General features: G+C 36.2%; 1 protein-coding gene. It reads left to right on the top strand.

The genetic code is table 11. From position 1 onward, the window contains the following. Positions 1-330: 330 nt before the first annotated feature. Positions 331-1,602, top strand: coding sequence for a recombinase family protein (locus BQ9856_RS14190; protein ID WP_077611617.1), 1,272 nt, complete (start codon positions 331-333; stop codon positions 1,600-1,602). Positions 1,603-1,813 lie beyond the last annotated feature (211 nt).

Genomic DNA, 1,813 nt, shown 5'->3' with positions numbered 1-1,813 from the left:
GTATAGGAAAGGTCGAGGTTCCAGAAACGGTCAATGATATCCCAAGTGGAACGAGCGATAGCATGAGGGTTCGGATAGTATTTACACAGCATTTCAACAACGAAGTTCTGATAGGCGGAATGCCCGCCGGGATTTACAGGTAACATAAAAATCGCCTCCAATCGAAAAATATCTTATAAACAAGGGCGCGAAGCGCCGCATTTTTCGATGGATTTGTCAAGTGTTTTGACAAAAAAGTGGGGGATTTTAATAAAAAAGGAATCTGAAAGCCTTATAAATCAAGGCTTAGAGATTCCGAGAGATTATTTGAATGTAAAGGAGGATATGATTATGAAAAAGATTACGTTTATTCCCGCAAAAAGCTCTTTAAAGAATACCAGAAAATTAAAGGTTGCGGCATATTGCAGGGTCAGTACTGAGTGTGAAAGTCAGCGAAGCAGTATAGACCTTCAAATCAGGTATTATACCGAGTTGATTCAAACGAACCCTGAGTGGGAATTTGCAGGAGTATTTTATGATTATGAAAGTGGACTAAAAAAAGAGAAGCGGAACGGTTTAGATGCTATGATTAAGAAGGCATATCTAGGTGAAATTGATTATATCATTATCAAATCCATCAGTAGATTATCAAGAAATGTATTAGATACACTAACAATTATTCGAAGTTTAAAAGCAAGGAATATAAACATATATTTTGAAAAGGAAGACTTGAATTCTTTTGAAGATGAAAAAGAAATTGATATTGTATTTAATGGAGTTTTAGCTCAGGAAGAAAGTCGTAATTTGATTGAAAACGTTCAATGGGGATACAAACGCAAATTTGAAAGTGGGGATGACTTTGTCGGCAAAATACCTATGGGTTACAAACGTGACAATGATGAATGGATAGTCGTGCCGGAAGAAGCCAATATCATAAGAAAAATTTATCAGTTGTATTTGGAAGGCAGCACACTACAACAAATAAAAGAGTATCTGGAAGAACATCAGATCAAAACTGCTACAGGGAAAGAAGTATGGGTAACAGCTGTTATTCAAAAGATACTGAAGAATGAGAAATATAAGGGTGATTCTTTATTACAGAAGACCTATACGGAAGATTTTATAACAGGAAGAAAAAGCAAAAATGCTGGTCAAAGAGAACGTTACTATATAATGAATAGTCATCCAGCTATTATTACTGCCGAAGTATTTGATAAGGTTCAGGAAGAAATGGCTAGACGCGCAAGGCTAGTCCGTAAAGAAGATGGCACAATGGAATCAAGCACCAGCAAATATAATGGCAAATATCTTTTGGGAAATTTGCTTGTGTGTGGTGATTGCGGGGCATCTTACCGGAGGCGAACGGAAAGAGGTAAGGTAGTTTGGAGATGTTCTACAAGGATTGAGAAAGGGAAAGAAATGTGTGCTGATTCTCCCACATTGAATGAGGAGTGGATTCAGAAAGCTTTAGGCGAAATAGTTTGTGAGAATAGCACATATGATGAAGGGATAGTTAGAAATAATGTCGTAAAGATTTTGATTTTTGATGAGCATTTAGAAATCTGTTGCAGGAATGAAAACAAATACAGTATCAAATATTCTGTAAATAGGTGTCTGAAATAATAATTTAATATTGAAAAGAAACAGTAAAAGTTATACAATTAGAATGACAATGTTGTTTATAACATTATTCTGTTTTGGAGGTAGATGTTACTGACCAGCTGAGCTGTCGTAGTCGTGCTCATTTTAACTGTCATTAAGCTGCTTAGTTTTCTGGCAAAATTTTTGTATTGCTCATGGCGGGCAGTGGCCCGCCATGCTATTACCATATTTT

The organism is Clostridium sp. Marseille-P2415, assembly GCF_900155545.1.
Lineage (GTDB): Bacteria > Bacillota > Clostridia > Lachnospirales > Lachnospiraceae > Lacrimispora.
The sequence above is the reverse complement of the archived record's forward strand: the minus strand, read 5'-3'. Positions and strand labels throughout refer to the sequence as shown.